The organism is Serinicoccus hydrothermalis (assembly GCF_001685415.1).
In the GTDB taxonomy this organism is placed as follows: domain Bacteria; phylum Actinomycetota; class Actinomycetes; order Actinomycetales; family Dermatophilaceae; genus Ornithinicoccus; species Ornithinicoccus hydrothermalis.
Genome location: NZ_CP014989.1, coordinates 3,493,250 through 3,518,709, shown reverse-complemented (window position 1 = coordinate 3,518,709; position 25,460 = coordinate 3,493,250). Strand labels below are relative to the sequence as shown.

23 protein-coding genes are annotated in these 25,460 nt (G+C 72.6%); 8 read left to right on the top strand and 15 right to left on the bottom strand.

From position 1 onward, the window contains the following. The first annotated feature begins 454 nt into the window (after positions 1-454). Positions 455-1,090 (top strand): DUF559 domain-containing protein, encoded by a 636-nt coding sequence (locus SGUI_RS16475; protein WP_157621892.1) that lies wholly within the window; start codon positions 455-457, stop codon positions 1,088-1,090. Positions 1,091-1,418: 328 nt separating this feature from the next. Here the strand turns inward: SGUI_RS16475 and SGUI_RS16470 are convergent, their stop codons facing one another. Further along, positions 1,419-3,167, bottom strand: a complete 1,749-nt coding sequence (locus SGUI_RS16470) for a DEAD/DEAH box helicase (protein ID WP_066642127.1) — start codon at positions 3,165-3,167, stop codon at positions 1,419-1,421. Positions 3,168-3,299: 132 nt separating this feature from the next. Between SGUI_RS16470 and SGUI_RS16465 the strand changes: the two genes are divergently transcribed. After that, positions 3,300-3,629, top strand: a complete 330-nt coding sequence (locus SGUI_RS16465) for a DUF3039 domain-containing protein (protein WP_083190772.1) — start codon at positions 3,300-3,302, stop codon at positions 3,627-3,629. A gap of 96 nt (positions 3,630-3,725) precedes the next feature. On the opposite strand, the gene SGUI_RS16460 is transcribed toward SGUI_RS16465, so the two are convergent. The 7 genes from SGUI_RS16460 to SGUI_RS16430 all read right to left on the bottom strand — a co-directional run bounded on the left by SGUI_RS16460 (position 3,726) and on the right by SGUI_RS16430 (position 11,165). Then, positions 3,726-4,298, bottom strand: a complete 573-nt coding sequence (locus SGUI_RS16460) for a YqgE/AlgH family protein (RefSeq protein WP_191090927.1) — start codon at positions 4,296-4,298, stop codon at positions 3,726-3,728. Beyond that, positions 4,295-4,483 (bottom strand): VanZ family protein, encoded by a 189-nt coding sequence (locus tag SGUI_RS17770; protein ID WP_191090926.1) that lies wholly within the window; start codon positions 4,481-4,483, stop codon positions 4,295-4,297. Before SGUI_RS17770 ends, SGUI_RS16460 begins: the two co-directional genes overlap by 4 nt. 239 nt (positions 4,484-4,722) lie before the next feature. Further along, complete coding sequence (locus SGUI_RS16450) at positions 4,723-6,138, bottom strand: NAD-dependent malic enzyme (RefSeq protein ID WP_066642115.1); 1,416 nt, start codon at positions 6,136-6,138, stop codon at positions 4,723-4,725. Between the two features lie 15 nt (positions 6,139-6,153). After that, the gene (locus tag SGUI_RS16445) at positions 6,154-7,647 is read right to left on the bottom strand and encodes an ABC transporter ATP-binding protein (protein WP_066642113.1); all 1,494 of its coding nucleotides are present in this window, start codon (positions 7,645-7,647) and stop codon (positions 6,154-6,156) included. Next, positions 7,644-8,522 (bottom strand): ABC transporter permease, encoded by an 879-nt coding sequence (locus SGUI_RS16440; protein ID WP_066642112.1) that lies wholly within the window; start codon positions 8,520-8,522, stop codon positions 7,644-7,646. The genes SGUI_RS16445 and SGUI_RS16440 overlap by 4 nt, the downstream gene beginning before the upstream one ends. After that, positions 8,515-9,555, bottom strand: a complete 1,041-nt coding sequence (locus SGUI_RS16435; protein WP_083190771.1) for an ABC transporter permease — start codon at positions 9,553-9,555, stop codon at positions 8,515-8,517. Before SGUI_RS16435 ends, SGUI_RS16440 begins: the two co-directional genes overlap by 8 nt. Further along, positions 9,522-11,165, bottom strand: coding sequence for an ABC transporter substrate-binding protein (locus SGUI_RS16430; protein ID WP_083190770.1), 1,644 nt, complete (start codon positions 11,163-11,165; stop codon positions 9,522-9,524). The genes SGUI_RS16435 and SGUI_RS16430 overlap by 34 nt, the downstream gene beginning before the upstream one ends. 66 nt (positions 11,166-11,231) lie before the next feature. Between SGUI_RS16430 and trxA the strand changes: the two genes are divergently transcribed. Next, on the top strand, positions 11,232-11,615 hold the full coding sequence (gene trxA, locus SGUI_RS16425) for a thioredoxin (RefSeq protein ID WP_066642108.1): 384 nt from the start codon (positions 11,232-11,234) through the stop codon (positions 11,613-11,615). A 125-nt stretch (positions 11,616-11,740) separates the two neighbouring features. After that, positions 11,741-12,157, top strand: a complete 417-nt coding sequence (locus SGUI_RS16420; protein ID WP_066642105.1) for a DUF3224 domain-containing protein — start codon at positions 11,741-11,743, stop codon at positions 12,155-12,157. Between the two features lie 425 nt (positions 12,158-12,582). On the opposite strand, the gene SGUI_RS16415 is transcribed toward SGUI_RS16420, so the two are convergent. The 3 genes from SGUI_RS16415 to uxaC all read right to left on the bottom strand — a co-directional run bounded on the left by SGUI_RS16415 (position 12,583) and on the right by uxaC (position 15,971). Beyond that, the gene (locus tag SGUI_RS16415; protein WP_202816593.1) at positions 12,583-13,032 is read right to left on the bottom strand and encodes a dihydrofolate reductase family protein; all 450 of its coding nucleotides are present in this window, start codon (positions 13,030-13,032) and stop codon (positions 12,583-12,585) included. A gap of 144 nt (positions 13,033-13,176) precedes the next feature. Then, entirely contained in the window at positions 13,177-14,562 is a 1,386-nt protein-coding gene (locus tag SGUI_RS16410; protein ID WP_066642103.1) for a mannitol dehydrogenase family protein, read from the bottom strand. Next, entirely contained in the window at positions 14,559-15,971 is a 1,413-nt protein-coding gene (gene uxaC, locus SGUI_RS16405) for a glucuronate isomerase (RefSeq protein ID WP_066642101.1), read from the bottom strand. Before uxaC ends, SGUI_RS16410 begins: the two co-directional genes overlap by 4 nt. A 137-nt stretch (positions 15,972-16,108) precedes the next feature. Here uxaC and SGUI_RS16400 point away from each other — a divergent pair, with 137 nt between their 5' ends. Next, the gene (locus tag SGUI_RS16400; protein WP_083190769.1) at positions 16,109-17,467 is read left to right on the top strand and encodes a lactate racemase domain-containing protein; all 1,359 of its coding nucleotides are present in this window, start codon (positions 16,109-16,111) and stop codon (positions 17,465-17,467) included. On the opposite strand, the gene SGUI_RS16395 is transcribed toward SGUI_RS16400, so the two are convergent. Then, positions 17,389-18,411 carry a LacI family DNA-binding transcriptional regulator gene (locus tag SGUI_RS16395; protein WP_066642099.1) on the bottom strand — a complete coding sequence of 341 codons (1,023 nt, stop codon included), beginning with the start codon at positions 18,409-18,411 and terminating at the stop codon, positions 17,389-17,391. The genes SGUI_RS16400 and SGUI_RS16395 overlap by 79 nt on opposite strands. A 104-nt stretch (positions 18,412-18,515) precedes the next feature. On the opposite strand from SGUI_RS16395, the gene gndA reads away from it, so the two are divergent. From gndA to larB, 3 genes are read left to right on the top strand one after another with little or no spacing between them, the layout of a single operon-like run. Beyond that, on the top strand, positions 18,516-20,000 hold the full coding sequence (gene gndA, locus SGUI_RS16390) for an NADP-dependent phosphogluconate dehydrogenase (RefSeq protein ID WP_066642096.1): 1,485 nt from the start codon (positions 18,516-18,518) through the stop codon (positions 19,998-20,000). Further along, entirely contained in the window at positions 19,987-20,835 is an 849-nt protein-coding gene (larE, locus tag SGUI_RS16385; protein ID WP_237141394.1) for an ATP-dependent sacrificial sulfur transferase LarE, read from the top strand. The genes gndA and larE overlap by 14 nt, the downstream gene beginning before the upstream one ends. Further along, positions 20,832-21,536 (top strand): nickel pincer cofactor biosynthesis protein LarB, encoded by a 705-nt coding sequence (gene larB / locus SGUI_RS16380; protein WP_066642093.1) that lies wholly within the window; start codon positions 20,832-20,834, stop codon positions 21,534-21,536. Before larE ends, larB begins: the two co-directional genes overlap by 4 nt. Here the strand turns inward: larB and larC are convergent. The 3 genes from larC to SGUI_RS16365 form a co-directional block, all read right to left on the bottom strand. Further along, positions 21,500-22,732: a nickel pincer cofactor biosynthesis protein LarC gene (gene larC / locus SGUI_RS16375; RefSeq protein ID WP_237141393.1), complete on the bottom strand. Its 1,233-nt coding sequence runs from the start codon at positions 22,730-22,732 to the stop codon at positions 21,500-21,502. The two genes, larB and larC, sit on opposite strands and share 37 nt — an antisense overlap. A 398-nt stretch (positions 22,733-23,130) precedes the next feature. Then, on the bottom strand, positions 23,131-24,657 hold the full coding sequence (locus tag SGUI_RS16370; RefSeq protein WP_237141392.1) for a hypothetical protein: 1,527 nt from the start codon (positions 24,655-24,657) through the stop codon (positions 23,131-23,133). 299 nt (positions 24,658-24,956) lie between these two features. Beyond that, positions 24,957-25,361, bottom strand: coding sequence for a hypothetical protein (locus tag SGUI_RS16365; protein ID WP_157621891.1), 405 nt, complete (start codon positions 25,359-25,361; stop codon positions 24,957-24,959). Between the last annotated feature and the right edge of the window lie 99 nt (positions 25,362-25,460).

Genomic DNA, 25,460 nt, shown 5'->3' with positions numbered 1-25,460 from the left:
CATACCTGGGCACCGTTGCTGGACCGCGACTGAGGACATTTCCTCAGCTCTGCCCGTAGAAGCGTGTTCAGGTTTGCTCGCTCCGTTCTCCGGACCCCTCCTTGTGGACAACTTCTGCGCCCGGGCGCCCGGCTGGACGATGCTGCCAGGCATGGAAGTGATCATCGCCCACCTCGCGGCTCATGGTGACGTCGCCAGCGGCGGCGGGCTGCGTGGTCTTGGTGTGACTCCGAGTCAGCTCACCACGCTCGTCCGGTCCGGGGTCCTCGTCCGCATCCGCCGGGACAGCTTCGTGGGCGGAGAGGTATGGCGGTCGGCAGCACCGTGGGAACGTCACGACCTGAGCGCCAGAGCGGTCGCGGCCAGCCTGTGCGGTCCTGGCAAGCCTCATGCCCTGAGCCACCACAGCTCGCTGGCGGTACGCGGCATGGGTACCTTCGGTGTCGATGCCCGCGTGCATCTCGTCCGCACGGACGGGCAGCGGGGACGGAGCGACGACGTGGTCAAGGTGCACCCACCGGTGCTTCCGGAATGGGTGACCGAGACCGACCCGCCCTCGATCGACCCGGCCCTGGCCTGCCTGCAGGTGGCCGGCTCGTTCGGTGTCGTCGCCGGGCTCGTCAGCTCCGACATCGCGCTGCGCCAAGGGGCGACGACCATGGAGCAGCTGCAGCGGGCGCACCGCGAAGGGTCGTTCGGGCACGGCGCGCCGGCCGTGCGCACCGTGCTCCAGCACGCCACGGGTCTGAGCGGGTCGGCCGGGGAGACCCGGTGCCGCTGGATCATGCTGGAGGCAGGGCTGCCGATCCCCGAGCTCCAGGCGATGATCTGCGACGACGACGGCGACCTCGTCGGCTACGTCGACTTCCTGCTGCGCGAGGCCTGGACGGTCGTCGAGTTCGACGGGGCGCTCAAGTACGGCTCGTCCCAGGACCTCATGGCCGAGAAGTGGCGCGAGGACCGGCTGCGCGCCCTCGGCTACGAGGTGGTCCGCATCACCTGGGAGGACCTGGCGCACCCAGAGCGCGTCGTCGCCAAGATCCGTGCCGCCATGGCTCGCGGGCTGGCTCGCCACACGACCTCGGCCTGAGCAGACGCCGACCCTCGGGCTCAGCGCGGCTCGCGGCCCCACACCTGGCTCACCCCGACCGGCGCGTCAGCTCGAAGAGAAGTCTGGGTACGGTTGCTGGAGCGGAGCCGAGGAAATATCCGCCGCTCCGCTCCAGCAAGCGTGCACAGGTATGCCTGGGGCCGGTGTGGCGTGCACAGGTTCGGGTATGCGCGGAGGCGGGGTGTGGCGTGCACAGGTTCGGGTATGCGCGGGGGCCGGTGCCGCACGTCCGTGCCCGGGTATGCCCCGCTCCCGCGGGGACCGCCCGCTCCCCCGAAGGCCGCACCGCTCCCCCGAGGCCCGCCCCTCAGCGGCGGCCGACGAACCAGCGCCGAATGGTGTCGATCCGCTCCCGGACCTGCTCCGAGGTGGCGGTCGCCAGCTCCGGGCCACCGGAGGCGCGCCGCAGCTCGGCATGGACGACGGCGTGCGGCTGGCCCTTCTTCTGGGCATACGCCGACACGAGCTTGTTGAGCTCCTTGCGGTGCTCGGCGAGCGCGCGGTGCGCCGACACCGCCTCCGCACGTTCACGCCCGCCGCCCCGACCGACCTGCGTCTTCTGCCGCTCCCGCAGCAGGGTGGCGACCTGGTCCGGCTCGAGCAGCCCGGGCAGCCCGAGGTAGTCGTCCTCGTCCTCCGACCCCGGCATGCCCCCGAGGCCGAACTGCTCGGCGTCGAAGAGCACGTGGTCGAACTCCGCGTCCGAGCCGATCGCCTCGTAGCTGCCCTCGAGGTCGTCCGAGGCGCCCTCGTCCGCCTGGGCCGCGGCGACCAGCCCGTCCTCCTCGGACCACAGCTGGTCCTCGTCGCTCTCCTTGCGGTTCAGCGCGTGGTCGCGCTCCAGCTCCATCGACCCCGCGTGCCCGAGCAGCAGGGGCACGTTGGGCAGGAAGACCGAGGCGGTCTCACCCCGGCGCCGGGCCCGCACGAAGCGGCCCACCGCCTGGGCGAAGAAGAGCGGGGTCGAGGTGGACGTGGCATACACCCCGACGGCGAGGCGGGGCACGTCGACGCCCTCGGAGACCATGCGCACCGCGACCATCCACCGCGAGTCGCCCTCGGCGAACTCCTCGATCCTCGCCGAGGCGCCCGCGTCGTCGGACAGCACCACGGTGGCCGCCTCGCCGGTGATCTCCCGCAGCTGCTTGGCGTAGGACCGCGCGGAGCGCTGGTCGGAGGCGATGACCAGCCCGCCCGCGTCCTCGACGTGCCGGCGCACCTCGGTGAGCCGCTTGTCCGCCGCCCGCAGCACCGACGGGATCCAGTCGCCCGCCGGGTCCAGCGCGGTCCGCCACGCCTGCTTGGTGACGTCCTGCGTCAGCGGCTCCCCCAGCCGGGCCTCGAGCTCGTCGCCGACCTTGGTCCGCCACCGCATCGTGCCGCCGTAGGACAGGAAGAGCACCGGCCGGACGACCCCGTCGCGCAGCGCGTCGGCATACCCGTAGGTGTAGTCGGCGGACGAGCGCAGCACGCCCTCCGCGTCCATCTCGTAGCGCACGAACGGGATCGCCGCCGTGTCCGAGCGGAAGGGCGTGCCGGTGAGCGCCAGCCGCCGCGTGGCCGGCTCGAAGGCGTCCCGCACCGCCTGGCCCCAAGAGAGCGCGTCGCCGCCGTGGTGGACCTCGTCGAGGATGACGAGCGTGCGCGCCGCCTCGGTCCGAGCGCGGTGCAGCAGCGGCTTGCTCGCCACCCCGGCATACGTCACGGCGACGCCGTCGAAGTCGCGGCTGTGCCGCCCCTGGGCGTTCGCGAAGCGCGGGTCGATCCGGATGCCGACCTTGGCGGCCGCCTCGGCCCACTGGGTCTTGAGGTGCTCGGTCGGTGCGACGACGCAGATCCGCTGCACCTCACCACGGTCCAGCAGCTCGGTCGCGACCCGCAGCGCGAAGGTCGTCTTGCCCGCGCCCGGCGTCGCCACTGCGAGGAAGTCGCGCGGCCGCTCGGTGAGGTAGGCCTCGAGCGCGGAGGCCTGCCAGGCACGCAGCTTGCCCGCCGTCCCCCAGGCGGCACGCTCGGGGTAGGCGGGGGGCAGGTGGGAGGCGGCTGAGGTGGACATCGGCGACCCACGATAGGTCGTTTCCCGATCCGACTCACCGGGGCTCTCGCTCTCGGGCCGGAGCCCCGGCTCGTGGTATGCCGCTCGCTCGCCCGTGCGCGCCCGCGGGACCCCGGCGCCTAGACTCAAGGCATGAGCGCGCGGATGTCAGACCAGCCCCTCGACGCCCCGGAGGCCCCCAGCGCGCCGTCGACGCAGACGGCGGTGCTGGAGCGGGAGGACACTCGGGTCGAGCCGGACCTGTCCGAGCCGGGTGACCACGAGCGCTTCTCCCACTACGTCCGCAAGGAGAAGATCATGGAGTCCGCGCTGAGCGGCAACCCCGTGATCGCGCTGTGCGGCAAGGTCTGGGTTCCGGGGCGCGACCCGGAGCGCTTCCCGGTATGCCCGCAGTGCAAGGAGATCTACGAAGGGCTCCGCGAGCCCCAGGACGGCGGCGGCTCGGGCGACGACGAGGGCTGAGGCCCGCCAGACCGGACGCTCGGTGGGGGGAACGGGCTGCCCGCACCGACCGGACGTCCGACGTGGTCGAGCCGGGCCGCCAGACCGGACGCCCGGTCAGTTGCGGTCGGGGTGCTCGGTGAAGGTCACGAGGAAGGACGCGGCCGAGCGCTGCCGGAGCAGCACGTCGCGCCACAGGTCCTCGGTCTCCTCCCGGAAGGGGTCGCGCGGCTCGCGCGGCACCACCTGCCAGGCTCCCTGCCGGATCTCGGAGTCCAGCTGGCCGGCGGCCCACCCGCTGTAGCCCACGAAGATCCGGAAGGCCCCGAGCTCGGGCACCACGAGCGGCGCGGGAGCGTCGAGATCCACCAGGCCGATGCCGCCGAAGAGCAGCTGGGTGCCGAGCGGCGGGTCACCCGGGTCGTGACCCGGCACGCTCACCAGCCCCATCGCGGTGTCGCGGCCGACCGGTCCCCCGCGGAAGAGCACGCCCGGCTCGGTGACGAAGGGCTGCCACTCCGGCAGCACCGCGTCGACGGAGGCCTCCATCGGCTGGTTGAGCACGAGCCCGTGGGCGCCGTCCTCGTCGTGGTGCAGCACCAGGACGACCGACCCGGCGAAGGGCTCACCCGTGAGCGGGGTGGCGACGAGGAGCTGCCCCACGGCCAGCTCGGGGCTGCGCGTGCTCACGATGACCCCCGCGGCCCGGAGCCCGCCGAGGAGGTCGCCGTCGCCATGTCCCCATCATCACCCCAACGACGTCTCGCCGTCGCGGCGACCCAGACCGCGAGGGCGATGCCCAGCAGGTCGGCGGCCAGGTCGAGCGGGTCCGCCTCACGCATCGGCGCGAGCAGCTGCTGCAGGGGCTCGCTCACCAGGGCGTGCACCACGAGCACCGGCACCAGCCAGCGCGCCCGGAGCCAGAGCGCGAGCAGCGTGGGGATGCCGAAGAGCAGCAGGTGCCCGACCTTGTCCAGCCCCGGTATGCCGTCCGGCCCGGGCGACTGGGGGGCATACAGCCCGTAGCCCTGGACCAGCAGGGCGATGAGCAGGGCGAACCACCCGAAGAGCCGGATGAGGTCGGGGCCGGGCGCCGGGCCCGATGGCGCAGAGGTCAGCTGGACCCCTTGAGCCGCGCCTCGGCCGCCGCCTGCACCGCCTGGGCGACGGCCTTGGTCGCCTTGGGGTTGAAGACGCTGGGGATGATGTAGGTGGGGTTGAGCTCGTCCGCGGACACCACGTCGGCCAGCGCGGTCGCGGCCGCGAGCAGCATCTCGTCGTCGATGTGGTCGCTCTGGGCGTCCAGCAGCCCGCGGAAGACCCCGGGGAAGACGAGCACGTTGTTGATCTGGTTGGCGAAGTCGCTGCGCCCGGTCGCGACGACCGTCGCGTGCCGCCCCGCGTCGACCGGGTCCACCTCGGGCACCGGGTTGGCCATGGCGAAGACGATGGCGTCCTCGTTCATCTTCGCGATGTCGTCGCCGGTGAGGATGCCGCCGGCCGAGACGCCGATGAAGACGTCGGCCCCGACGAGCGCCTCCTTGAGGGTGCCGGTCTCGTTGTCCTGGTTGGTCTGGCTCGCGATCCAGGCGAGGTTGCCGTTGTCGCCGCGCATGACGTCGGCGCGGCGCGGGTGGATGATGCCGTCGACGTCGGTGACGACGAGGTCGCGCGCCCCGGCCCGCAGCAGCAGCCGCATGATGGCCGAGCCCGCGGCCCCGGCGCCGGACATGACGATCTTGACGTCGGAGATGTCCTTGTCGACGACCCGCAGCGCGTTGGTCAGCGCGGCCAGCGCCACGATGGCGGTGCCGTGCTGGTCGTCGTGGAAGACCGGGATGTCGAGCTCCTTGCGCAGCCGCGCCTCGATGGCGAAGCAGCGGGGGGCCGAGATGTCCTCGAGGTTGATCCCCGCGAAGCCGGGCGCGAGCGCCTTGACGATCCGCACGATCTCGTCGGCGTCGGTCGCGTCCAGGCAGATCGGGAAGGCGTCGATGTCGGCGAAGCGCTTGAACAGCGCCGCCTTACCCTCCATGACCGGCATCGCGGCCAGCGGGCCGATGTCGCCCAGGCCGAGCACGGCCGAGCCGTCGGTGACGACGGCGACGGTGTTGCGCTTGATGGTGAGGCTGCGGGCGTCCTCGGGCTTCTCCGCGATGGCCTGGCAGATCTTGGCGACGCCGGGGGTGTAGACGAGGGACAGATCGTCGCGGTTGCGGATCGGGAGCTTGGAGGTGACCTCGAGCTTGCCGCCGAGGTGGGCCAGGAAGGTGCGGTCGCTGACGCGCCCGATCTCGACGCCGTCGACCCCGCTGATGGCCTCGACGACCTCGGCGGCGTGGTCGGTGCCGTAGGTCGCGATCGTCAGGTCGGCCTGGAGCCGCTCGGTCCCGGAGTCGCTGATGTCGACGGCCGTCACCATCCCGCCGACGTCCGCCACCGCGGTGGTGATCTCCGAGACGGCGGTGACCCGGGCCGGTAGCTCGAGCCGGACGGTGATGGAGTTGGACACGGACGGAACGGGGCTCATGCGGGCCATTGTGTCCTACCAGGCCACCACGGTGTCGCACCACGTGCGGAGAAGTTCCTCGTCGTGCGAGGCCACCAGCACCCCGCACCCCGACCGGTGCTGGTGGGTGTGCACCGCGCTCACCAGCGCCTGCGCCGTCGCCCCGTCGACCATCGAGGTGGGCTCGTCGAGCAGCAGGTAGTCCGCGTCCAGCGCCAGGGCCCGGGCCAGGACCGCGCGCTGGAGCTGCCCGCCGGAGACCTCGTCCGCCCGCCGCCCGGCCAGCACGGGGTCGAGGCCCACCTGCTCGAGCAGGCCGGCGACGACCGTGCGGTCGTGCGGGCGCCCCGCGAGCGCGAGCGGCTCCATGACGGCGCGCCCCAACGTCCACCGGGGGTCGACGGACTGCCGCGGGTCCTGCGGCAGGTAGGCGATACGCCGCCGGACCCGGGCCGGCACCTCGTGCCCGGTCCCGCGCAGCGGACGACCGTCGAGGAGCACCTGGCCCGCGGCCGGCGGGTGGAGCAGGGCGAGCGTGCGCAGCAGCGTGGTCTTGCCCGCGCCCGAGGGCGCCATGAGCCCGGTGACCTGGTCGGCGGGCACCGTCAGCGTGACCCCCTCGCGGACGAGGGTGCCGCGACCGCGGCGCAGCGTGAGGTCGACCCCGGCGAGGGTATGCCCGTTGCCGTCGCCGCGGGGTGCGCGCCGCCCGGCGTCGTGGTGCCGGGCCTCCCGCACCCGTCGGACGACCTCCTCGGGCGGCCCGGCGGGCGCGCTGCGTCCGGCGTCGATCTCGACGACCCGGTCGGCCACCTGCTCGGCGAGCGTGAGGTCGTGCGTGACGACCAGCACCGCCCGTCCGTCCTCCCGGGCGAGCCGGGCCAGCGCGGCACCGACGGCCTCGGCCCGCGGCCGGTCCAGGCCGGTCGTCGGCTCGTCGGCCAGCACCAGCCTGGGGTCGCCCATGAGCGACAGCGCGTTGGACACGCGCTGGGCCTGCCCGCCGGAGAGCTGGGAGGGCAGACGGGCACCCCACTCCGGGTCCACGTCGTGCCGCTCCATGGCGGTGGCCACGGTGCTGTCGACCTGTGTCCGCGGCACGTGCACCCGCGCCTTCTCGACCAGGTGGCGGCGCACCGTGAGCACCGGGGTCAGCGAGCTCACCGGCGCCTGGGGCAGCCAGGCTGCGAGCCGGCCCCGCAGCTTCTCGCGGGTCGAGCGTCCAGGGTCGAGGAGGTCCACGGTCCCGGTGGCCGGCCCTGACCCGGCGCCCGCGTCCGCGCCGGCACCGGGAGGCAGAGCGCCGTGCCAGCGGGCGCTCCCGCGCACGAGCGCGCCGGGCGGCAGCAGCCCGAGGAGCGCCGAGACCAGCGTGGACTTGCCGGCACCGCTGGGGCCCAGGAGCACGACGACCTCGCCCTCGTGCACGGTGAGGTCCACCCCGTCGAGGATCACCTGCTCCCCGCCCGTCCCGTCGGGCAGCGCCACCCCGAGCCCCGCGACCTCCAGGCCGCCCCGCTCCCCGGTCATGCCCGCCCCCGTCCGGCGGGCCGCAGCCGCTCGGCCACGGCGAAGACGAGCAGGCTCAGCACCACCAGCAGCAGCCCCGGCAGGACGGCGGGCCACCAGTGCCCGGCGAGCACGGCCGACCGGGACTGCTCGATGATCGTGCCGAGCGAGGCCTGGTCGTCCGGGAGACCGAGGCCGAGGAAGCTCAGGGCCGACTCGTGCATGATCGCGTGCGGCACCATGAGCACGCTGGCGAGCAGCACCCGGCCCATGACGTGCGCGAGCAGGTGCTGGCGCAGCACCCACCAGCGGCCGGCCCCGGCCCCGACGGCGGCCTCGACGAAGCCGGCCCGCTCCAGGGCGAGCAGCTCGGCCCGCACGATGCGCGCGGTGGTCGTCCAGTGGGTGAGGGCCACGCTGATGATGACGCTGGACAGGGAGGGCCCGAGCAGCGCCACGATGACGATGCCCAGCACGAGGTGCGGGAGCGCGTTGACAGCGTCGACGAGGCGCATGAGGACCGCGTCCAGCCAGCCCCAGCCACGCCCGGCGGTCATCCCGGCGGCGGCGCCGACCACGACGCCGACGACGCTGGAGACGGCGGCGGCCACGAGCCCGACCAGCAGCGACACCCGGGCACCGGACAGCGAGCGCTCGAGCAGGTCCCGTCCGGCGTAGTCGGTGCCGAAGGGGTGCTCGGTCGACGGCGGCAGGTAGGCCCGCGCGAAGTCGGCCCCGCCTCCCCCGGCCCCGAGGTCGAAGACGAGCAGGAGCAGCAGGAGCAGGCATACCGCCGCCACCCAGCCCACGGACGAGCGCGACCGGCTGCGGGCAGGCCCGGTCCGGGCACCCGTCCCGGGTCCCCCGTCGTGCACGGGCCGCCACGCCTCAGCCATCGCGCTGCCCCACTCTCGGGTCGACCCAGCGGTAGGCCAGGTCGGCGGCGAGGTTGCCGAGCACGACGATCACCGTGGTGAGGACGGTGAGCGCCGCGAGCAGCGCGAAGTCGAGCCGCAGCGCCGCGTCCACCGTCGCGCTCGCGATGCCGGGCCAGGAGAAGACGGTCTCGACGAGGACGGCGCCGGTGATGAGCTCGGGCACGCGCACCCCGAGCACCGTCACCAGCGGCAGCAGGGCGGGGCGCACGGCGTGCGAGCGCAGCAGCCGCCCCCGGGGTATGCCGCGCGCCCAGGCCGCCCGGACCGGCGCCCCGGCGAGGGCGTCGCGGGAGGCGTCGCGGACCACGAGGACGAACCACGGCAGGTGGGCCAGCGCGAGCACGAGCACCGGGAGCACGGCGTGGCGCAGCACGTCCAGCGGCTCCACGCCCGTGGCCTGCGGCGACGTGGCGCCCCCGGTCGGGAGCCAGCCGAGGGCCACGGCGAAGACCCAGACCGCGATCAGCCCCGTCCAGAACGGTGGCGAGGCCTGCACGGCCAGCATCCCGGGCCCGACGATCCGGTCCACGGCCGAGCCGGGGTGCGTCCCGGCCCACCCGCCGAGCGCGATCCCGACCGGGATCGACACGAGCAGCGAGGCGGCGACGAGCCCGAGGGTCCACGGCAGCCGCTGGACCAGCACGGTGGCCACCGGGCTGCGCTGGCTGCTGGAGTAGCCGAGGTCGCCGGTCAGCGCGTTGCCCCACCAGGACAGCCACTGCTGCACCGCGGAGGTGTCGCCCATCCGGGCACGCATGGCCTCCAGGGTCGGGCCGTCCAGGGTGAGCGCGCGGTCACCCAGCGCCGCGAGCACCGGGTCGAAGGGCGAGCGCTGCGCGAGGACGAACATCACCAGCGTGACGAGCGCGGCGAGCACCGGGAGCAGCAGGAGGCGACGCGCCACCAGCGGTCCGGTCCCACCGCGCCGGGCCACCGTCGCGAGCCTGCTGCTCCGGGTCAGTCCGCGGCGGCGGTCGTCGTCGTTGTCCATGCCGGCAGGTTCCACCACGGGCCGCCCTGGAGGCCGTGCTCGTGCGGCTCGACCAGGGGCACGTCCCAGCCGCTCCACGTGTCCGCGCGGATGACGTAGTCGTGCTCGACGTAGACGAGGAAGACCCAGGGGAGGTCCTCGGCGAGCTGCTCCTGCACCTGCTGGTATGCCTCCACCCGCTCGTCCTCGTCCATGGCGGAGCGTCCCTCCTCCAGGGCCGCGTCCATGGCGTCCGACATGTAGCCGCCGGGGTTGTCGAAGCCCTGGAAGGCGCGCGAGGAGTGGAAGAGCGGGTAGGTGGAGAGGTCGGCGTTGTAGGGGTTGCCGCTGCCGTAGACGAGCGCGTCCTCGCGCATACGAGGCTCGATCGCCTCCCAGCTCAGGCCCTCGGGCTCGACCTGGATGCCAAGCTCGGCTGCCTGGGACTGGACGGCCAGGGCGATGTTCTGCCGCAGGGTGTCCCCGGCGGGGTACATCAGCGTGAACCGGGCGGCCTGCCCGTCCCGGGCACGGGTGCCGTCCTCCTGCTCGACCCAGCCGGCCTCGTCCAGGGCGGCCTCGGCCGCCTGCACGTCGGTCTCGACCTCGACGACGTCGGAGTACTCCGGCGCCTCGGGCGGGATCGGGCCGTAGGCGGGGCGGCCCGCACCGGCGAGCGCGCCGTCGACCAGCGCCTGCCGGTCCAGCCCCTCGTCGAGCGCCTCGCGGATCGCCGGGTCACCGGCGACGGGGTTCTCCTCGGGCATGACGAGGGCGCGGAAGTCGGCGGTGTCGCGGCGGACAACCTCGAACTCGTCGTCCTGCTCGACCCGGTCCAGCGCCTGCGCCGGGAGCAGCGCCCCGTCGACCTCGCCGGAGGCGACGCGGGCGGCCCGCGCGGCGTCGTCCTCGACGAAGACGAAGGTCGCGCGCTGCACCTCGGGCTGCTCCCCCCAGTAGTCGTCGTAGCCCTCGAGCACGATGCGCTCCCCCGACCGGTAGGTCTCGATGGCGTAGGGACCGGTGCCCACGACGTCCGCGGAGGCGGCGGGCTCGGGGTCGAGCGACTCCGAGGGCACGATCCCCAGCACGGTCGCGGCGACGAAGGAGGACTGCGGCTGCGAGAGGGTGAACCGGACCGTGCTGTCGTCGACCGCCTCGACCAACTCCAGCGCGGTCAGGTCCGCAGCGACCGGGGAGGCGGTCTCGGGGTCGATGGCGGTCTCGTAGGTCGCGACGACGTCCTGCGCGTCGAGAGCGCTGCCGTCGTGGAAGGTCACGTCGTCGCGCAGCGTAAAGGTATACGTCAGCCCGTCCGCGGACACCTCCGGCATCTCGGTGGCGAGCAGCGGCTCCGGCTCGAGGTCGGCGGTGAGCCGCACCAGACCCTCGACGATCTTGCCGTCGCCCCACCGGGCATACCCCAGGACGGGGTTGAAGCTGTCCGGCTCGCCACCGGTGGCGATGACGACGTCCTCGCCGGCGTCGCCGCCCCCGCCGCCGGTCGAGGAGCCGGCGTCCTCGCCGCCGCCGGAGCCCTGCTGGGTCGGGTCGGTACACGCCGTCACCGCGAGCAGCGCGCCGAGCGCCAGGGCCAGCCGCCGAGAGGTCTTCCCGCGAGTCATTCGCATGTGCGGGACGCTAGCAGGCGCTCGCCCGCGTGGAATCAGGTGGCGGACCCGCTTGTTGCACCGGACATGAGCACCGTAGACCTGACCACCGACACCTTCGAGCAGACCGTCACCAGCAACGACATCGTGCTGGTCGACTGGTGGGCCGAGTGGTGCGGTCCCTGCAAGATGTTCGCACCGAACTACGAGAAGGCCTCGGAGAAGTACGACGACGTCGTCTTCGGCAAGGTCGACACCGAGGACCAGCAGGCGCTGGCCCAGGGTGCCGGGATCAGCTCGATCCCCACGATCATGGCCTTCAAGGAGGGCGTCCTCGTCTTCCGTCAGTCCGGTGCCCTGCCCGCGCGCGACCTGGAGTCCGTCGTGGACCAGGTGCGCGCCCTGGACATGGACGACGTCCGCGCCAAGCTCGCCGAGGCCGAGCAGGAGCAGGCCACCTCCCAGTCCTGAGCCCGCCCCGCCCGACGGCGACCGGCCCCGGCGTCCACGTGGACGCCGGGGCCGACCCGTGTCGGCGCCGCCGGCACCTGGCACTCACCGTGCCGGAGGCCCACCGTCCTACGAGGGTCAAGGAGATGACCCCAGGGCCCGAGAACGCCGTCGAAGCCGCCTTCGAGATCCTCGACTGGCAGGAGGAGACCTACGACGAGCCGGGTGAGGGACCGAAGCTGACGCGGGTCACCCTCACCAAGCGCTACTCCGGCGAGATCGAGGGCGACGGGGTCGCGCACCTGCTGACGACCCAGGGGGAAGCAGGCGCTGGCTACGTCGCCTCGGAGCGGATCGTCGGGACCCTCGCCGGACGTCAGGGGTCCTTCGTCATCCAGCACGGGGGGCTCGCCGACGGCGACCTCGAGGCCGGCACCGCTGACCAGTCGACCTGGGGGTCGGTCGTCCCCGGCTCCGGCACCGGCGACCTGACCGGCCTGCGGGGCGAGGCCGAGGAGGTCCAGCACGGCGTCCTGAGCCTGAGGTACTCCGGGCTCAGCTGACACCTCTCGACCAGCGCCGCCACCGAGTCGTCCGGCGAGAGGCTGGGCACGGTTGCTGGGCCGGAGCTGAGGATATTTCTGCCGCCCTGCTCCAGGAAGCGTGCCCAGGTATGCCTGGGGCGCGTGTGGCGTGCACAGGTACGCCTGGGACGCGTGTGGCGTGCACAGGTCCGGGTATGCCCGGGTCCCGGCACCGCACATGAGCCTGCCGTCGCCGGGTGCATACACCCAGTCGCTCGGCGAGAGTCTGGACACGGTTGCTGGGTCAGAGCTGAGGATATTTCTGCCGCTCCGCTCCAGGAAGCGTGCCCAGGTATGCCTGGGACGCGTGTGGCGTGCACAGATCCGGGTATGCCCGGGGTCCCGGCGCCGAACGCGACGGAGCCAACCCTCCTGACTCCTGGCCCCCACGTCATGGTGACGGGTCAGGCCCGGGTCTCGCGGGTATACGTCAGGACAGCCACCCCGGTGGCGGCGACGACGCTGTCGGTGAGCGTGAACCGGGCCAGGTGGGCGTGCTCGTCGAACATGCGCTTCCCGTCGCCGAGGACGACGGGGAAGAGGAGCAGGCGGTACTCGTCGACCAGGTCGTGCGCCGCCAGTCCCTTCACCAGGGTTCCCGAGCCGAAGACGACGAGGTCACCCTCGGTGCGCTCCTTCAGCCCGGTCACGGCGGGCGACAGCTCGCCGCCGAGCACCTGCGAGTTCGACCAGGTGAGGCCGTCCGACGAGGAGGAGACGACATACTTCGGCATCTCGTTCATCGCCGCCACGGCCGGGTCGGAGTCGTCCGCCGACGACCACGCCCGCGTCAGGATGTCGTAGGACCGTCGCCCGAGCAGCATCCCCGCCGCGCCGACCGTGGCGGCCTGCATGACGCCGTCGACCGTGTCGTCGCTGTAGGGGCGGCACCCAGCCGCCGTGCTCGAAGCCGCCGTCCCGGTCCTCGTCCGCCGACAGCGGGGACTGCACCACCCCGTCGATGCTGACGAAGTTCACCACCACGACCCGGCCCATGATCACCCCTCCTGCGGCGAGGCTACCGCGACCTCGTCGGCAAGCGCCAGGGCGCGCGTGGTCAGCCCGGGATCGAGGTCCCAGTGGCGCAGCACCCGCTCCATCGCCTCCGGCAGGTCGCCCGAGACCAGCTCGCGCACCCGCCCGGCGGCGGCATCGGTGAGCGGCACGCCCTGCCCGCGCGCGTGGAGCACCCACGCCGCGACCGGGCGCAGCGCGCCGTCGACGTCCGTCCCCGACGAGGCCACCTCCTGCAGCACCGGGACGAAGCGGACGGGGATCTTCTGCATCCCGTCGGCGGCGACCTGCTCGAGCCGGTGCCGGATGGCCGGGTTGGCGAAGCGCTCCCGCAGCGCCCCGACGTAGTCGTCCAGGGTCTCGCGGGGCAGCGTGAGCGTGGGGATGGCCAGCTCCCACCACTGCTCCACCCACGCCGCGACCTCCGGGTCGGCGATCGCCTCGGCGACGGTCTCGTGGCCCCGGATACCCCCGGCATACGCCAGGATGCTGTGCGCGCCGTTGAGCAGCCGCAGCTTGCGGCGCTCGTAGGGCACGACGTCCTCGACGACCTCGGCGCCGACCTCGTCCCACGCCGGACGGCCGGCGACGAAGTCCCCGGCGAGGTCCCACTCGGCGAAGGGCTCGGTCACCACGACCGCGGGGTCCTCGGCACCGGTGAGCTCGGCGGCCCGCTCCGCGTCGCCCTCCCCCGTGCGCGGGGTGATGCGGTCCACCGCGGTGCTGACGAAGCTCACCTGCGCCTCGACCCAGTTCGCCAGGTCGGGGTCCACCACGCGGGCGGCACCGAGCACCGCCCGCCGCGCGGTGGCGCCGTTGCCCGGCAGGTTGTCGCACGGCACCACGCTGAGGCCGCCCGCCCCGGCGCCGCGACGAGCGGCCATCCCGCTCGCGATGCGCACGGGCGCCGTCGCGAGGGCGTCGGTCCTGCCCTCCCGCCACGCCTCGAGGTCCTCGGCCACCTGGTCGTCCTCGAGGTCGAGCTCGCCGTCGGCGCCGACGCGGTATCCGGCCTCGGTCACGGTGAGGGTGAGCACCGCGACGGCCGGGTCGGCGAGGTGACGGTGCCACGAGGCCAGGTCGGTGCCCGGGTATGCCGCGACCAGGCTCTCGACGACCTCCGCCTCCGGGCCCTGGGGCCCGTCGACGAGGAGCGTGTAGAGCCCGTCCTGCTCCTTCAGCTGCTCGGCGACAGCGGTCGACCGGCCGGAGAAGGCGGCGATCCCCCACTGCTCCTCGGGCGGGAGTCCGCGGTTGGCGCGGTGGGTGTACCACGCCTGGTGGGCCCGGAAGAAGTTGCCGAGGCCCAGGTGGACCATGCGGACCGGGGGCGAGGGGTCGGTGCGGCGCAGCCGCCTGAGGTCGCTCACAGGCCGAACACCTCCTTGGGCTGGGTGGCCACGAGATATCGCGCAGTCTCGGCGGCCTCCTCCTCGGTGAGCCGGTGCTCGGCGACGAGCCCGGCGAGGAAGCCGCAGTCGAGCCGGCGCGCCATGTCGTGCCGGGCCGGGATCGAGAGGAACGCGCGGGTGTCGTCGATGAAGCCGGACGTGCGGGTGAACCCGGCGATCTCCGTCACCGCGGAGCGGAACCGCCGGATCGACCCCGGCGCGTCGATGAACCACCAGGGCACGCCGACCCGCATGCTGGGGTAGAAGCCGGCGAGCGGGGCGAGCTCGCGGCTGTAGGTCGTCTCGTCCATGGTGAAGACCACCAGGGTGAGGTCGGGGTCGGTCCCGTGCGCGGACAGCGCCGGCTGCAGGGCCCGGGTCACCTCCACCGCGAGAGGTATGTCGGCACCCACGTCCGCGCCGAACGTCGCCTGCGTCGGGGCGTGGTGGTTGCGGTGCACGCCCGGGTGCAGCGTCATCGTCAGCCCGTCCTCCGCCGCCATCCGCACCATCTCGCCGACCATGTGCCGGCGCAGCCGGTCGCCGTCGTCGGCGGCGATCCGCCCGGCGCGCGCGGCGGCATACAGCTGCTCGGCCTCGGAATCGGAGACCCGCTCGGTGCCCAGGTCGCGGTGGCTGTGGTCGGTGGAGACGGCCCCGCGGGCGCGGAAGAAGTCGCGCCGGTCCTCCATCGCCGCGACCCACCCGGCATAGGTCTGCGTGTCCTGCCCGCTGACCTCCGCGAGCCGGTCGACGTCGCCCACCCAGCCCTCGGCGGCCGGCTCGAGGTAGCGGTCCGGGCGGAACGTCGGGACCACCGACCTCGTGAAGGTGGCGTCCTCCGCCAGCGTCCGGTGGTGCTCGAGATCGTCGCACGGGTCGTCGGTCGTCGCCAGCACCTCGATGTCGAAGCGGTCCATGAGGGTGCGGGGCCGCGCGTCGGGCCGGGCGATCCAGGCCGCCACGGCGTCGTAGATCCGATCGGCCGAGTCCGCCGACGGCACCTCCTCGACCCCGAAGACCTCGACCAGCTGCTGCTCGAGCCACAGGCGCATGGGGGTGCCGCGGTAGACCGGCCAGTGCTCGCACAGCAGCCGGAACGCCGCCCGCGAGGACGCCTCGTCCAGCTCGCCCCGGCCGACCCCGAGGTCGGCGAGGTCGACGCCGCTCGCGTGCATCAGGCGGGTCACGTAGTGGTCCGGGGTGATGAGCAGCGAGGTCGGGTCGCGGAAGGGGGTGTCCTGCGCGATCCAGGCCGGGGGCACGTGGCCGTGCGGGCTGACGATCGGCAGGTCCGCGACCTCGGCGTAGAGCCGCCGGGCGACCTCGCGCGTCCCGGGATCGGTGGGCAGCAGCCGGTCGGGATGCAGCTGCAGCGTCTGGCTCATCGGATCGGTCCTCTCCTCTCGTCGGGCAGGTCCCCATCCAACCTCGACTGGCGCCGCCAGGGGCGGGGTTGCCGTCACTTGCCCCGAGTATGCCGTCGCACCCCCGGGTCCGGCCCGGGAGCCGTACGCTGCAGAGCATGTCCGCGACACCCGGCCAGACCGCTCTCCCGTGCCGCCTCGTGGGCGGCCCCCACGACCAGGTCTCCGCCGACGCGCTCGACGACCTGGTCCGCACGTCCGTGGGCGAGGCGGGCCTGGACGGCCAGGACGTCGTCCTCGTCATCCCCGACGGCACGCGGTCCTGCCCGCTGCCCGCGCTCGTGGGCACCCTGCACCGTCACCTCTCCCCCGTCGTCCGCTCCCTCACCGCCGTCATCGCGCTCGGCACCCACTCCTACATGGAGCCCGACGAGATCGACCGGCTGCTCGGGGTCGGCGGTGCGGGGCAGCCGGGGAGCATGGAGGAGGCATACCCGGGCCTGGTCGTGGTCAACCACGAGTGGGCGGACCCGGACATGCTCGTCGAGGTCGGCACCATCCCGGCGGCGCGCATCCGCGAGCTGTCGGAGGGGCGGCTGGACCGGGAGGCGCCGATCGTCATCAACCGCCGGGTGGTGGAGGCCGACACCGCGATCGTCGTGGGGCCGGTCTTCCCGCACGAGGTCGTCGGGATCTCCGGTGGCAACAAGTACTTCATCCCGGGCATCGCGAGCCAGGAGTTCATCGACATGACCCACTGGGTCGGGGCGCTCATCACCTCGACCGAGATCATCGGCACGACCGGCATCACCCCGGTCCGCGCCATGATCAACGAGGGTGCGGCCATGATCCCGACGCGGCGGCTCGCCCTGTGCTGCGTGGTGCGCTCGGGCACCGGCGACCTGGAGGCCGCGGCCTTCGGCACCCCGGAGGACGCCTGGGCCCAGACCGCGCAGATCGCCGCGCAGACCCACGTCGAGTGGCTCGACGAGCCGATGCAGCGCGTCATCGCCGTGATGCCGACGCGCTACGAGGACATCTGGACCGCGGCGAAGGGCGGCTACAAGACCGAGCCGGCCATCGCCGACGGCGGTGAGGTGGTCATCTACGCGCCGCACGTCACCGAGGTCTCGGAGGTGCACCACGAGATCTACGACATCGGCTACCACTGCCGCGACTACTTCGTGAAGCAGTGGTCGCGCTTCGAGCACATCCACTGGGGTGTGCTCGCCCACTCCACCCACCTGCGCGGCCAGGGCACCTACGACGCCGACACCGGGCAGGAGGAGCTGCGGATCCGGGTCACGCTCGCCACCCGGATCCCCGAGGACGTCTGCGCGCGGATCAACCTGGGCTACCTCGACCCCGACACGGTGGACCTGGAGGCCCTCGCGGACGAGCCCGGCACCACGGTCATCCCCAACGCCGGCGAGGTGCTCTACCGCGTCCGTCCCGAGGGGGACGGTCCGGTCGACGCGCGGACCACGAGCTCGACCGGCAGCACCGACGTGAGCTGACGGGCCGGCGCCCCACCGACGAGGGCGATGACCTGGCGTGCCGCCGTCTCGCCCAGCGCGGTCACGGGCTGGCCCACGGTGGTGAGCCCGGGGCTGACGAGCTCGGCGGCGAGGGTGTTGTCGAAGCCCACCAACGAGACCTCCCCCGGGACGTCCACCCCGCGCTCCGCCAGCTCACGCATGAGCCCCACGGCAACCAGGTCGTTGTAGCCGATGACCGCGGTGAGCCGCCGGTCCAGGACGTCGGCCGCCGCGGAGCGTCCGCCCGCCAGCGTGGGGCGGACCGGGCCGACCCGGACGTCGGTCAGCGAGAGCTCGTGACAGGCCTCGCGCACCGCGCGCCACCGGGCGCCGTCCGCCCAGGACGCCTCCGGCCCGGCGAGGTAGCCCACCCGGCGGTGGCCGAGCTCGGCCAGGTGCTCGACGCTTCGTCGGATGCCACGGGCGTTGTCCGGGAAGACGCTGGGCAGGCCCGCGACCTGTCGGTTGAGCACGACCACGGGGACCGTGCGCGCCATACCGCGCAGCTCGGTGTCCGACAGGCGCGAGGAGGTGACGAGCAGACCGTCCACCTGCGGCAGGTGCCGCGCGAGCATGCGTCGCTCCTCCTGCGCCGACTCGCGGGCGTCGGCCACCATGAGGGAGAAGTCGTGGTCCGCGGCAGCCCTCTCTGCGCCCCGGATGATGCCGAAGTAGAAGGGGTTGGTGATGTCGCTGACCGCGAGCGCGATCACGCGGGTCCGTGGGTCAGCGCTCATCCGGTGCGGCTGCTCGCTCCGGTAGCCCAGCCGCTCCGCCGCCTCGTGCACCTTGCGCGCCGTCGCGCTGCTGACCCGCCCCGGGCGGGCGAACGCGCGTGAGACGGTCGACGGGCTCACCCCGACCTCGGCGGCGACGTCGTAGATGGTCACCCGCGCGGCCGGGTCGGCACCGTTGGCGTCCATGAGGGGTCAACCCTAGTGCTCGCGCGAGGCAACCGGTGGCAACCGGATGCCCGATCGGCCGCTCTGACGGACACTGGACCTGACCCGAGACCGCAGGAGGCACCATGACCGACCAGAGCCAGTCGACACCGCCCGCCGAGGACCAGGACCTCGACGCCGGCAACGCCGTCATCGGCGTCGTCGGGATGGCCGTCATGGGCCGCAACCTGGCGCGCAACCTCGCCCGGCGCGGCCACGTGGTGGCGCTCTACAACCGGACCGACGAGCGCACCGACGAGGTGGTCGCCGAGTACGGCGACGAGGGGACCTTCCTCCCCTCCCACGAGCTCGAGGACTTCGTCGCCTCGCTGGCCCGCCCGCGGCGGGTGGTCGTCATGGTCCAGGCCGGGCCGGGCACCGACGCGGTGATCGACGAGCTGGTGCCGCTGCTCGACGAGGGCGACATCGTCGTCGACGGCGGCAACGCGCGCTACCAGGACACCCGGCGGCGGGAGGAGTCGCTGCGCGAGGCCGGGCTGCACTTCGTCGGCGCCGGCATCTCCGGGGGCGAGGTGGGGGCGCTCGAGGGTCCCGCGATCATGCCCGGCGGCTCGCCCGAGGCCTATGACGCGCTCGGGCCGATCCTGGAGAGCATCGCCGCGGTCGCCGACGGCGAGCCCTGCTGCGCCTACCTCGGGCCGGACGGTGCCGGCCACTTCGTCAAGATGGTTCACAACGGGATCGAGTACGCCGACATGCAGTTCATCGGCGAGGCATACCACCTGCTCCGCGCGGGCGGCCTCGAGCCGACCGAGATGGCCGAGGTCTTCCGGGGCTGGAACGAGGGCGACCTCGACTCCTACCTCATCGAGGTGACCGCCGAGGTGCTGGACCAGGTCGACGACCGGACCGGCGAGCCGCTGGTCGACGTCATCCTCGACGCCGCCGGGCAGAAGGGCACGGGCAGCTGGACCGTCCAGGCCGCCCTGGAGCTCGGCGTGCCGGTCAACGCGATCGCCGAGGCGGTCTTCGCCCGCTCGGTCTCCAGCCACCCCGAGCTCCGGGCGGCCGCCGCGCAGGCCCTGTCCGGCCCGGCCGAGGGGACCGACCTGCCCGAGCGGGAGACCCTCGTCGCGCAGGTCCGGGACGCCCTGTGGTCGGCGAAGGTCGTGGCCTACGCGCAGGGGCTGCACCTCATCCGGGTCGCCTCGGAGACCTACGACTGGGACGTCGACATCGAGACCGTCGCCCGGATCTGGCGCGCCGGCTGCATCATCCGGGCGCGGCTGCTCGAGCGGATCCGCAGCGAGTATGCCGACCAGGACCTCGTCACGCTGCTCGAGGCCCCCTCCGTCCGGGAGGGGCTCGAGGCCAGCCAGGACGGGTGGCGCGCCGTGGTCGGGACGGCCGCCCGGGCCGGGGTGCCCGTCCCGGGGTTCTCCGCGGCGCTCGCCTACTACGACAGCCTGCGCGCCGAACGGCTGCCGGCGGCGCTCGTCCAGGGGCAGCGGGACTACTTCGGCGCCCACACGTATCGTCGGGTCGATGACGAGGGCGCGTTCCACACCGACTGGTCCGGGGACCGGAGCGAGGCCAGTGCTGACCGCTGAGCCGGAGCACCTGCGCGACGCCCTCGCCGCCTTCCGCCGGGGCCTGGCGGGCGTGGGTCGGTTGGGTGTCGCCTACTCCGGCGGGGTGGACTCCTGCGTCCTCCTCGCGCTGGCGCTGCGCGAGCTGGGACCGGACCGGGTCGTGGCGGTCACCGCCCTCTCCCCCAGCCTGGCGGCGCGGGACCGGCGCCGGGCGCGCGCCGTCGCCGAGGGGCTCGGCGCCACGCTCGTGGAGGTGACGACCCGCGAGGGCGAGCGCGAGGCATACCGCCGCAACGACGTCGACCGGTGCTACCACTGCAAGGACGAGCTCTTCGCGGTCATCGACACCCAGCTGCTCGCGCGGCACGGGCTGGACGCGGTCGCCTACGGGGAGAACGCCGACGACGCCCTGCGCCCGGACCGGCCCGGGTCGCGCGCGGCCCACGAGCACCGGGTGCTGCGCCCGCTCGCCGACGCGGGCATGACCAAGGAGGTCGTGCGGGAGGTGGCGACCTGGCTCGACCTGCCCACCGCGCAGGCGCCCGCGTCGCCCTGCCTGGCCTCGCGCATACCCCACCACGAGCGGGTCACCCCGGAGAAGCTGGCCCAGGTGGAGCGTGCCGAGGACGTCGTGCTGGCCCTCGGGGTGCCGGACGTGCGGGTCCGCCACCACGGCGACCTCGCCCGGATCGAGGTGCCGGTCGAGCACCTGCCGACCGTCCTCGCGGCGCGCGCGGAGGTCGTGGCGCAGTTCCGGCGGATCGGCTTCCGGCACACCACGATCGACCTCGCCGGCCTGCAGTCCGGCGTCTTCACGCTGGAGGCGATGGGTCTGCGGGGCGCGGTCGGGTGAGCACCGACCCCGCCGACGGCACCGCGCCGGAGGACATCCGGCTCGACCTGCAGCGCTCGACCCGACGGGGCTATCCCGAGGCCGTGCTCTGCGACGCGAAGACCCCGGATCAGGTGGCGCGGGTCGCGCGCACGTGGCGGGAGTCGGGAGACCCGGGGCCGGTCCTCTTCACCCGCATCGGGGAGGGCGTCGCCGCACTGGTCCAGCACGAGCTGCCGGATGCGCACCACGACCCGCTGGCCCGGGTCGTGGCCTGGCCCGCCGAGCCGCCGGCCCCGCAGGGCGGGCGGGTGCTCGTCCTCGCGGCCGGCACCTCGGACCTCCCCGTCGCCCAGGAGGCCCTGGTGACGGCGCGCCACCTCGGCAGGGACACCCGGCTCGTCGTCGACGTCGGCGTCGCCGGGCTGCACCGGCTGCTCGACCGCCTCGAGGAGCTGCGCGACCCGGCGGTGCGGGCGATCGTCGTCGCGGCGGGGATGGACGGTGCCCTGCCCTCGGTCGTCGCCGGCCTGGTCGGGGTGCCGGTCGTCGCGGTGCCGACGTCGGTGGGCTACGGCGCGTCGTTCGGAGGCGTCGCCGCGCTGCTGACGATGCTCAACAGCTGCGCGCCGGGGGTGGCCGTGGTCAACATTGACAACGGCTACGGCGCCGGCCACCTGGCCGCTCAGATCTCGGCGCCCGGCTCCCAGCCCGCGAGCTGAGCGGCGACCTCGACGTCCCGCAGCAGGTGCCGGACCGGTCGCCCGGTGGCCTCGGCGACCGCCCGCACGTCCTCGAACTCCGGCGTGACGGTCTGCACGACGCCGTCCCGGAGGCCCAGCTTGACCCGCACCGTGGTGCCGTCGTCGCCGAGCCGGACCTCACGCCATACCCGGTCCAGGACGAACCGGCCCACCTCGTGCCACCGGACGCCGAGGGTCGAGGTATGCCGCATCATCACCTCGGCGACGGCGGCCCGGTCCGCCGGGCGGGCCAGGGCGTGGACCACGACGCCGGGGCGGCCCTTCTTCATGTGCACCGGCACCAGCCAGGCATCGAGGGCGCCGGCCGCCAGCAGCGTCTCCAGCACCGGCGGCCAGGCGCGGGGGTCCAGGTCGTCGACCGTGGCGGCGAGCTCGACCAGCGCCTCCTCGCCGGTGTCGGTGTCCTCGGCCTCGTCCGTCTGCTCGTGCAGCACGACCCGCACGACGTTGGCGCGGCCTGCCGTGTCGCGGCTGCCGGCACCGACCCCGCTGCCGGTGACGCGACCAGGGGGAGCGTTGACCGGGCCGTGGCCCTGGGTCACCTCTGCGAGCAGCGCAACCCCCGTCGGCGTGGCGCACTCCCCCACGAGATCGGCATCCGCGGCCGCCTCCACGCTGCTCGCCCCGAGCAGCTCGACGACCGCAGGGACCGGGACGGGCATCGTGCCGTGCGCGGTCCGGACGGTGCCCGAGCCGAGGCCGACCCGGGTGCAGCTGACGTGGTCCACGGCCAGGTCGTGCAGCGCCGCGGCGACGCCGACGACGTCGGCGACCGAGTCCCAGGCGCCCACCTCGTGGAAGTGCACCTGCTCCTCGGGCACGCCGTGAGCGCGAGACTCTGCGACCGCCAGCCTCGCGAAGGTGGCGAGAGCCAGGTCGTGGACGGGTCCGGGGAGCGCAGCGCCCTCCAGCAGCCGGCGGAGCTCCGGCCACGCGCGGTGCTCCTCGGCCCGCGCGCGCGGCCGGACGTGCAGCTGGGTCGCGGCGAGCCCGGCCCGGGTGACCCGGTCCGGGACCAGGTCGACGGCCCCCGGAGCGACCGTGGCCACCGCCTCCTGAACCGCGCCCAGGCGCGCCCCCGCGTCGAGGAGTGCGCCGAGCAGCATGTCCCCGGCCACCCCCGCGGAGGCGTCGATCCACAGTCGTCGGCCCACCTCGCGGACTCTACCTGCGGCCACGGCAGCGAGGGCTGCTACCGGCGCTTGCAATAGATGTCCCGGTCGTCCACCACGCTCAACGGACCCACCCGGGGTAACCAGACACCTGATGCCAGGCCTGACGTGCTTGCGCACACACCTTCAGCAGCTCTGTGGGCGGACGGGCGCACTGTCGCTTCTCAGCGGGTCGTCAACGCAAATGAGCGGCCTCCCCTCCTGCTCGTGACATCGCCCTCATGCCGATGGGCGGTCCTCCAGCAGCACTTTCCCGGGCGGCTCACCGCCCAGAGTTGACGCGCTGCAGTCCCGACTCGAGGCAGGTGGGTTGGAACGACGCCAGATGGCCCGGCTACCTAGCAACGTGGCAAGACTTCGCGGTCAGAATTGGTTCGGAGTCAGGCCCTGGAGGCGGACGGCTTGTTGTCGGCGCGGGCGTCGATGACCACCAGTGGGCGGGCGTCGGGCTGGTCGAGTCTCAGCTTCTTGATGACGCGGTCGACTTTAGTCTTGTCCGCTGCGGTGTAGCAGATGACGACGAACACCGACTTCTTCGTCTTGTTCGCCGCCTCGTAGATATTGACCTGGTTGCGCAGGTTCCGTTCGAGGCTGCTGCTCTTCGCAAGCTTGAACTCGATAAGGCTCTTGTCCAAGCCCATCGAGAGCTTGAAGTCCACGGGACCGCGGCCGTTGTTGGGTTCCCGGTTGACGTCGAACCGGCTGGCCTGGAGAAGGAGGCCGAAGAAGGCCTGCACCTCAGCTTCGCTCGCGAGCGGCTTCCCGTCGCCTCGGTTGATGATCCGGTACCCGTCCTGGTTCTCCACGTAATCTTTGAAGATGTGAACAGCCGCCAGGGCCTCGTCGAAGGATGTCCACGGCCTCGCGAACAGGTCGGTCTTGTCGCTGATGTCGCGTGCTGCAGCTTGCGCCTGCCGCGCCAGGCGCAAGGTGCTGTCGACCTTCTCCCTGCTGGTGGCGACGGCCTGGTCGCCAGTGTCCTCCTTCAGCTTGATGTAGCAGTCGATCAACTCAGGGAAGGCGAGGATCGTCGCGGCGCGTGCCCGGTCGCGCTCACGTGCGGTGGGTTTGCTCGTGAGTGCGGACTTGAAGTACCGGTTGACGTCAGCCCGGAGTTGGTCATTGTCGACGACGCCGGGCAGACGGTCGAAGTTCCCAAGCATGTCGGCGCGGTTGATCCAGGTGTCGTCTCTCGTAAGCAGGTCAGCCGGGGTGAGCATGACGAAGTCGCCGTCGGTCCACGGGAGTGTGTAGGTGCGGGACATCCACGTCTCGGTGCCGTAGTTAAATGCGGCGCGTTGGACCGTCACCTGCTTGACGTCGCTCTCGGCCAAGTGCTTCTTCGCGAACTTTTCAGTGTAGTCGAGCAGGAAGTGCTTGATGAGGTTGGTCGCGAAGTCGGAGATGCTGTCCCGGCCGACACCGGGTTGGATGAGTGCGAGCTTCTCCAGGTGGCTAGAGCTCGTGATGGTTTCGTCGCCGAAGTCCTCGAAAATGTCGCCGAGCGCCGCGTGCAGAGCCTTGGCGAACTTGGGACCGAGACCGCGCCCGTCGTTACCGCCGACGGTGAAACCGAGCCAGTTCTGCCTAACCTCTCGGAAGGTGTACCAGCTCTTGATGAGGCCGGGGTCGAGGTCGTTGGAAGCCTGGTCGCGCAGGAACCGCAGGTAGTCCAATATCTGGTGGTGGAGCGCCACGTACTTTTTCTTGCTGCTGTTGAACAGCAAAAAGGGGTCGACGAAGATCGGGAGGTCTGAGACTACAGAGATGTCGAACGCGCCGTACTTGTCAAGAACCGCTGGGTTGACGTTGAAGCGGTCGCTGAAGAAGACGCCGGCGGGGTCGGCCTCCCACCTTGGCGTCGTCTTGGCCTTCTTCTTCCTCTTCTTCTTCTCGGGCTTGACCACCTCTCGAGTATCTCGGTTGGTGCCGACGCTCACGGGTCGGCCGTCGGCGTGTCGAGCGCCAGACCTGGTGACGACCTTCGTCTGAACCCTGCGATCCCATCGGAACAGGATCCGCCGAGCGCCCAATCCTGCCCATGCTGGCGTCCCGTTTCTCAGCCCCAGCGGCTCAACACGCACGTCGCCGCCCGGCCCCGCATTCTCAGCGCTTTCGCCCGAGTCGCGAGGACGTCCTGAGCGATCCCACTGGCGGGGACGGCGGATGCACGCTCCTGCCGCAGGTCGAACCGAGGTGCCTCCGTTTAGTCCCTGCCAGGCCGCAGCCTGGCTACCGGCAGGTCAGGGAGCAGGGTCTGCATCTGCTCAATGTCGTCGGCGTGCGGCACAAACAGGACATCATGGCCACAGTCGTGGAAATTGGCGATCAGCAGGGCTTCCTCGTCAAAGACGTCGACCTGAATAGACCATGGCGCGAACACATAGAGGAGTTTTCGGTGTCTGCCGTTCTGAAGGTCCAGCACCACACCGACCTCACCTTGGCCAAGACTCATGAGTTCGTCCTTGGCCGCCCGAGCATCGTCCGGCATGGCATCCGCAAAGTCCGTAATCGCGTCGATAGTCGCGGCCGCTGCGCGCTCACCCAAGACGGTAAGCACCGCCGTGCAGGCACGCTCCGCGGTAGCTCGATCCGTGATGTCGATGTCCACGCACCAGGCTCTCTTCGCGAATCCCACGAGCAGAGTGTGCCCCATCCAGGGCGTTGAGTTGAACTCCGGACCGCGATCTTTGCAGCGTTCGGTACTGCC

What these genes read in the sequence shown, in the direction of transcription:
- SGUI_RS16470 (WP_066642127.1), bottom strand. Translation starts at nt 3,167, where the DNA reads ATGTCCACCTCAGCCGCCTCCCACCTGCCCCCCGCCTACCCCGAGCGT.
- SGUI_RS16465 (WP_083190772.1), top strand. Translation starts at nt 3,300, where the DNA reads ATGAGCGCGCGGATGTCAGACCAGCCCCTCGACGCCCCGGAGGCCCCC.
- SGUI_RS16450 (WP_066642115.1), bottom strand. Translation starts at nt 6,138, where the DNA reads ATGAGCCCCGTTCCGTCCGTGTCCAACTCCATCACCGTCCGGCTCGAG.
- SGUI_RS16445 (WP_066642113.1), bottom strand. Translation starts at nt 7,647, where the DNA reads ATGACCGGGGAGCGGGGCGGCCTGGAGGTCGCGGGGCTCGGGGTGGCG.
- SGUI_RS16440 (WP_066642112.1), bottom strand. Translation starts at nt 8,522, where the DNA reads ATGGCTGAGGCGTGGCGGCCCGTGCACGACGGGGGACCCGGGACGGGT.
- SGUI_RS16435 (WP_083190771.1), bottom strand. Translation starts at nt 9,555, where the DNA reads ATGGACAACGACGACGACCGCCGCCGCGGACTGACCCGGAGCAGCAGG.
- SGUI_RS16430 (WP_083190770.1), bottom strand. Translation starts at nt 11,165, where the DNA reads ATGCGAATGACTCGCGGGAAGACCTCTCGGCGGCTGGCCCTGGCGCTC.
- trxA (WP_066642108.1), top strand. Translation starts at nt 11,232, where the DNA reads ATGAGCACCGTAGACCTGACCACCGACACCTTCGAGCAGACCGTCACC.
- SGUI_RS16420 (WP_066642105.1), top strand. Translation starts at nt 11,741, where the DNA reads ATGACCCCAGGGCCCGAGAACGCCGTCGAAGCCGCCTTCGAGATCCTC.
- SGUI_RS16415 (WP_202816593.1), bottom strand. Translation starts at nt 13,032, where the DNA reads ATGCAGGCCGCCACGGTCGGCGCGGCGGGGATGCTGCTCGGGCGACGG.
- uxaC (WP_066642101.1), bottom strand. Translation starts at nt 15,971, where the DNA reads ATGAGCCAGACGCTGCAGCTGCATCCCGACCGGCTGCTGCCCACCGAT.
- SGUI_RS16400 (WP_083190769.1), top strand. Translation starts at nt 16,109, where the DNA reads ATGTCCGCGACACCCGGCCAGACCGCTCTCCCGTGCCGCCTCGTGGGC.
- SGUI_RS16395 (WP_066642099.1), bottom strand. Translation starts at nt 18,411, where the DNA reads ATGGACGCCAACGGTGCCGACCCGGCCGCGCGGGTGACCATCTACGAC.
- gndA (WP_066642096.1), top strand. Translation starts at nt 18,516, where the DNA reads ATGACCGACCAGAGCCAGTCGACACCGCCCGCCGAGGACCAGGACCTC.